General features: G+C 56.8%; 7 protein-coding genes. 1 reads left to right on the forward strand and 6 read right to left on the reverse strand.

Going from position 1 to position 5205, the window contains the following annotated elements; all coding sequences use genetic code 11:
- The 3 genes from QMM04_RS20755 to QMM04_RS20765 all read right to left on the reverse strand — a co-directional run.
- The coding region (locus QMM04_RS20755; RefSeq protein WP_282996908.1) for a DUF5906 domain-containing protein at positions 1–1666 on the reverse strand (1666 nt) is incomplete at its 3' end.
- Positions 1663–2031, reverse strand: a complete 369-nt coding sequence (locus tag QMM04_RS20760; RefSeq protein WP_058759818.1) for a hypothetical protein — start codon at positions 2029–2031, stop codon at positions 1663–1665. The genes QMM04_RS20760 and QMM04_RS20755, both read right to left, overlap by 4 nt.
- Positions 2021–2215: a hypothetical protein gene (locus QMM04_RS20765; RefSeq protein ID WP_282996909.1), complete on the reverse strand. Its 195-nt coding sequence runs from the start codon at positions 2213–2215 to the stop codon at positions 2021–2023. Before QMM04_RS20765 ends, QMM04_RS20760 begins: the two co-directional genes overlap by 11 nt.
- A gap of 317 nt (positions 2216–2532) precedes the next feature.
- Between QMM04_RS20765 and QMM04_RS20770 the strand changes: the two genes are divergently transcribed.
- The gene (locus tag QMM04_RS20770) at positions 2533–2715 is read left to right on the forward strand and encodes a YlcI/YnfO family protein (RefSeq protein ID WP_021509673.1); all 183 of its coding nucleotides are present in this window, start codon (positions 2533–2535) and stop codon (positions 2713–2715) included.
- A 100-nt stretch (positions 2716–2815) separates the two neighbouring features.
- Here QMM04_RS20770 and QMM04_RS20775 read toward each other — a convergent pair whose 3' ends face one another.
- The 3 genes from QMM04_RS20775 to QMM04_RS20785 all read right to left on the reverse strand — a co-directional run bounded on the left by QMM04_RS20775 (position 2816) and on the right by QMM04_RS20785 (position 5185).
- The gene (locus tag QMM04_RS20775) at positions 2816–3025 is read right to left on the reverse strand and encodes a helix-turn-helix domain-containing protein (protein WP_282996910.1); all 210 of its coding nucleotides are present in this window, start codon (positions 3023–3025) and stop codon (positions 2816–2818) included.
- A 121-nt stretch (positions 3026–3146) separates the two neighbouring features.
- Positions 3147–3767 (reverse strand): hypothetical protein, encoded by a 621-nt coding sequence (locus tag QMM04_RS20780; RefSeq protein WP_282996911.1) that lies wholly within the window; start codon positions 3765–3767, stop codon positions 3147–3149.
- On the reverse strand, positions 3764–5185 hold the full coding sequence (locus QMM04_RS20785; RefSeq protein ID WP_282996912.1) for an integrase family protein: 1422 nt from the start codon (positions 5183–5185) through the stop codon (positions 3764–3766). The genes QMM04_RS20780 and QMM04_RS20785 overlap by 4 nt, the downstream gene beginning before the upstream one ends.
- Between the last annotated feature and the right edge of the window lie 20 nt (positions 5186–5205).

The following is a 5205-nucleotide window of genomic DNA, read 5'->3' on the forward strand; positions in this document are numbered from 1 at the left end:
TATGGCCTTTGGTACTTTTCTTGCGAAGATACGCTTTACCATACTCAGCCATGGCCCCGGGCATGTCCGTGCCGAAGCGCGTCAGAGATACCGGCTTGCTCAGCCCGTTCGCCCGCATGTAAGCCATGTAGGCGTGATAGAGATAGCGTTGCGGGCTGAATGGAATTACTTCTGCATTACCGATAAACATGCCGTCACACTGCGGTGAAGCCGTCAGGTATCCGCAGAAATCCACCAGCGAATCGCACTCGCGCTTGATGGCCAGGGCCTCCTCAGACGTCTGCTGTTCAGACAGCAGCTGACGCGCCTCCTGCTGGTCCGTAAAGCGGGTAAGAAGGTGGCGGATGATGACCGGCAGCTCAGCCTCTATCTTTGCCGTCATCAGCGGATCGCGTTCGTCTTCCGGGATGACCCGTGAAAAGTTAAAAATGACCCGGCGCCGCGATATGCCCCCGCTGCGATCGCTGAAGGTCATGGCGTTATTGTTGACGGCCAGAATGACGGCCGGGATGCGCGTGGAGTACGGCGGCTTGTGCTTGGGGTCGATCGCCACCTTGTCCCCGCCCGTAATGGCCTTGATGCCGGCACCGTCGCCGGCATAGCGGGTCATGTCCGGCATGATGATGAGCGAGTACCCCACGATGAGCGCGCGCTCGCGCGGGTTCTCCAGCGCGGCCATGCTGGCTGAGACGGTGTTGCCCTTCCCCGCCAGCATGGTGCAGATTTCGGCCATCACGCTTTTCCCGCTTCCCCCCGCCCCCGTGACCTCAAGGAACAGCTGCCAGTCGTAGCGGTTGGCCATCACCATATAGAGGGCGGCCAGTATCCGGTCGGCCTTGCGCGGATGATGCCCGGCGCACCCGTTCAGCCACTGCTGAAAAACAGGCGCGTGCCCGGCCAGCGTCTCGTTCTGCACCGCCGCCGTGAAGGTGACGTCGCTGGCGATAAGCAGCCAGTCACCGGGGTCGTGCGGGCGGAAAATCCCCTGCCGGGTGTCGAACACTCCGTTACGGAAACCGACAAGATGGCGGGACGGCGCTCCCATCACCGGCAGGCTCAGCTTCATGGCATCGACGGCATTCTTCATGGCCGGCATGGAATACGCCGTTTCGCTGTCGATAAAAATAGCCGCCATCTGGCGTGCCAGCGCCCGGTCGCTCAGGGGTTGCCAGACGATGCCGTTATAGTGATGCACCACGTCTGAGTCAGCATCCAGCGCCAGCTGCCCGTTATAATAATTAAGGAGCACCTCGCCGCGCTGGCTGGGCCCCATCTGGGAAAGAGAAAGCCCTGCCTGGCGGGATGCTTTCCCCTGCTCCTCTCCGGCGTTAAAGAGTCGGTTGATACGTGCCGTATCACACAGCAGTGCCTTAACCGTTTCCTCGCCCGTAAAACCGGCGATCAGGTCTACCCGCTTCTGGCGCTGCTTTTTCGCGTCAGTCTGACAAAGGCCTGCCTCACACAGGGCTTCATAGCTCATGCCGCTGCCCGGCACAAAGTCTTTCATTTTCAGCGCCAGCCGGCCGTAGCAGGAATGTTTATCGCGGTGCCGTAAAGCGGCCTCACGGGCCGCTTTTTTATCAACGGGATGGCCATTCACCCACAGGTAGATGCAGGTGAACAGCGCGTCAGACAGGGTTTCCGTCTCCGTTTCCGTCACGCTCATTTCGGTATCCCTCCGCTCATCTGGAACTTGCCAATCAGCGGGTGGTACCAGTACGCCGAGCCGTACTTCCGTTTGGCCGCACGCAGCACCAGACGGGCCGCCTCACGGAATTTCTCGTCCGGCACCAGGTAACCTCCGGCCCTGTGCCGCACCAGCATCACGCCGGCGTTTTTTGCCAGCTCCTCCGCCTTCTTGGTGGAGATGCCAAACTCCGCCGCCAGCGTGCTGACCGGCGCCATGCCGGGCGGAATGGTGCCGCCCTGTGAATCCACCAGCGCGTTCAGGCTGGCCTCCAGGTCCCCGACGCGCGCAGTGAGCGCCTCCACCCGGCTGGCCAGCTCGTTAAACTTCACGTTACTGATCATAGTGCTTTCCTCCGTCAGCCCTGAGCGCGCGGTAAATCTCAAAGTTGATGTCGCAGGCCAGGCTGATGAGGTGCCGCAGCTGGGGGGAACACTCCCGGCAGGCCTTGTCCATAATCACCTCAAACAGCGAGGTGGCCATCTCGGCCTGGAATTCAGCCTGATCTAAATCCATGGGCTCACGCATTTTGGGCCTCCTGAACGGGCAGCGGGTCCGCGAAAGAGAGGGTAAGGCAGCGGATATTCTGCTCTGAGCCGGCGCCGGTGCAGAGACGGAACGGGGGTACAGACCAGCCCTGACGGGAAACGGCCAGGAAGCGGTGCTGATATTTGGGGCGAGTTTGGGTATGCTTGTTCACAGCCATAACTGTTACTCCGATTAACGGTTTGGTGAGAGGCCCGTTGGTGTTGGTAGCACCTGCGGGCTTCGCTGTTTTTAAATCTTGTTTGCTCAAGAGATGGTATATACCATCTGAAATAACATTACATGAGTGGTACATACCAATGCAAGAAAAAAAAACTAAGCGCAATTTTGATCGTTTGAATAGCACTGTTAAAAACATTCGGTTCGAAGATGAGCTTTTGGAGCAAATCGATACTGCCGCAGGTCCTGGTAAGTTCAGCTCCTGGGTTAAAGAAGCATGCCGAGAAAAACTAGAGCGCCAGGGAATCGAACCCAAAGGCTGATCGCCATACAGAACATCAGCAAGTGCATAAATTCCGGATGCCATATCAAACTCATCCCGCCAGAAGCATGTGAAGGTTCGCTGAGTCAGCATGGGTAGCCTCACATGGTCTGCGTACGACGCGTGGACGCCAGATAAGCGTCCAAATCTGACTGAAAATAAATAACCTTGCGACCGACTTTGTAATGCGGAATTTGCACCTTCCCGGTGCTGGCCCAGTTAGCCAGTGTCTGTGGCGTAACCCCCAGATAGTGCGCTGCCTCTGACCGGGTCAGACGGCAAGGTGTTTTCAGGCTGAGAGGGAATTGCATGAGTATCACCATCAATATCAGTTGAAGACTGATGGTGAATATCTATCGCCGGAGATACTGTGTGTAGCCTCAGAACGCGCTGTGATCGGATCAGAACGCGCTATAAGGGGATCATAACGCGTTATGAGGGTACGACCAGCCGAAAAGGCGGATACGGGCGAACTTTGGAAGCCGGCCCGAGTTTCTCCTCTTTAATCCAGCGTGCCAGCGTCTCTTCACTGACCTGTCCTTTCAGATGGCCATATACTTTTTTGATCATGGCATTTTTAGGGGTGTGCGGATAATGGCGCCAGGTTTCAGACATTATCGCGATCACTTCATCTGCATGTTTATTACGCCGTCCTGACGCATTCCTGCTGTTATGGCCGCTATACACTTCCCGACGGAACTCTTCAGACTGACGCAGCTTATTCATGGCGACATCAATAAACGTTGCGGTATCGGTCTGTCCCAGGATGTCGAAAGACTTCAGAACAGGAAGGAGTGAAATGGCTGTGTGGTAGTGCTGTTCAAGCAGAAGCAGCAGATAGGATTTAAGCAGGGCCAGCCGGGCACGGTCATAGCTGCCTTTCGCGAGGTCCATACACCAGAGCGGATCTGAAATTTCGGTGATATACGTCCTGCGGTCTGCATCACTGAAGGACAACGCCTGGTAAAACATATTGATATAACCTGTCACCGGTTCTGCCATAGCCAGCTCTTCCAGCTTTTTTGTCATTTCCGCTTTGATATCATCAATCATTTTCTGACCTCATTCACCTTTTCTGAGAGTGAGAAAAGCAGTCTTCGTTTCTCATCATCACTGAGGTGTTCCAGCGCTTCTTTCAGCCGGGCATCAAGACCTTCGGGCTTCTCTGTTCTCCCGCTGTAGCTCAGGATGGCGTGCTCAATTTTTGCTGCCGGTGCCTGCAGTTCATCCGCACCAAAGTGCAGATACCCTTGGGTCACATCGGCACTGCGCAGCGTTCTGTGGTTCATCAGGCGCTTCAGGATATAGCTTCCTACCCCGGCCAGCTCCGCCACGGTACCGTAAGTTCGCCTCGCGTCATGCCACTTGAACGGGATGGGCTGCAGATTGTCCGGATTGGGTTCAGGAACCGTTGACCGGCTTATGCGCCCGGTGACGTGGCGGTATTCTTTGATGGTGGTCTTTATGCCCGGGAAGACCAAAGGATGATCTCCGCGCCGCGCCGCAGCGCGTCGGCGGAACAACGCCAGTAAGGTACGGGTAATGGGCAGTTCAAGCGGGTCGCCGTTTTTTGTCGTATCTATCCAGAAGTAGCGGCCTCCCAGGTTAACGCAGGACCAGGCGAGACCGAATATTTCGGACTTCCGCAGGCCCGTGAACGTGGCCATCTCCACGGCATCACACACGGTCGCTGCGAAATCATTACGTTCACGCTCCGCCTGCTCCCTCACCGTCTCTATCGCAGATAACCAGCGGCCAAGATCATGGGTACGGATGCGGTCACTTTTCCTGACCGTGCCATGCCATTTCCGCTTAGTGCTGAGCACCAGTGTGGGTGGATCGGGAAGCAGGGTTCGCCCTTCCTCATCCCGGTAGTGATCGTGTGCGAAACGGTAAACCGCCCTGAGTGCGCGGGCCCATAAGTCCGCCTGCGCATGACTCCCCTGCCCGGTGCCCCGTCGCAGGGAACGCTTATCCGCACCATACCAGACCGTGCCATGCGTGATGGCTTTATGACGGGCTTCAACGCGATCGCGGGTGATGTAAGCCAGAGGCTGTGAGAGCCAGTCCCCTGAATAGTTGCCCAGAATGCTCCGGTATTGTTTTGATGTGGCCGGCTTCAGGCGATGCTCGCGGCTGAGAATATAGGTGTTCAGGGCGTCCTGCAGGGTGACAGCTGCCCGTTCATGCGTACGCTTCTGAATATTGGGGTTCTGACCGCTGAGGGCCATGCTGCCCATGACCTCCAGGGCTTTCGCCCGGGCATTCTCCACGGACAGCGCAGGAAAACGCCCCAGCGTTGCCCGGAAAAACTTGCCGTTTTTTTTGCGGGACACACAGAAACTTTTAATGCCGCTGACGCCGACACGGATCCGTAGCCCGTTTACTACCGTGTCGCCATACTCCACCTGTCCCCTGGCAGCAGGAGGCAACTCTTCCAGCCTGGTTTTCGTAAATTTGAACGTTTCCATTCAATCTCCTCGACCACACG

Source organism: Pantoea sp. Pa-EAmG, assembly GCF_030024295.1.
GTDB classification, from domain to species: domain Bacteria; phylum Pseudomonadota; class Gammaproteobacteria; order Enterobacterales; family Enterobacteriaceae; genus Pantoea; species Pantoea dispersa.

Excerpts from the sequence above, each read along its gene's own strand:
- QMM04_RS20760 (WP_058759818.1), bottom strand. The coding sequence starts at position 2,031 with ATGATCAGTAACGTGAAGTTTAACGAGCTGGCCAGCCGGGTGGAGGCG.
- QMM04_RS20765 (WP_282996909.1), bottom strand. The coding sequence starts at position 2,215 with ATGCGTGAGCCCATGGATTTAGATCAGGCTGAATTCCAGGCCGAGATG.
- QMM04_RS20770 (WP_021509673.1), top strand. The coding sequence starts at position 2,533 with ATGCAAGAAAAAAAAACTAAGCGCAATTTTGATCGTTTGAATAGCACT.
- QMM04_RS20775 (WP_282996910.1), bottom strand. The coding sequence starts at position 3,025 with ATGCAATTCCCTCTCAGCCTGAAAACACCTTGCCGTCTGACCCGGTCA.
- QMM04_RS20780 (WP_282996911.1), bottom strand. The coding sequence starts at position 3,767 with ATGATTGATGATATCAAAGCGGAAATGACAAAAAAGCTGGAAGAGCTG.
- QMM04_RS20785 (WP_282996912.1), bottom strand. The coding sequence starts at position 5,185 with ATGGAAACGTTCAAATTTACGAAAACCAGGCTGGAAGAGTTGCCTCCT.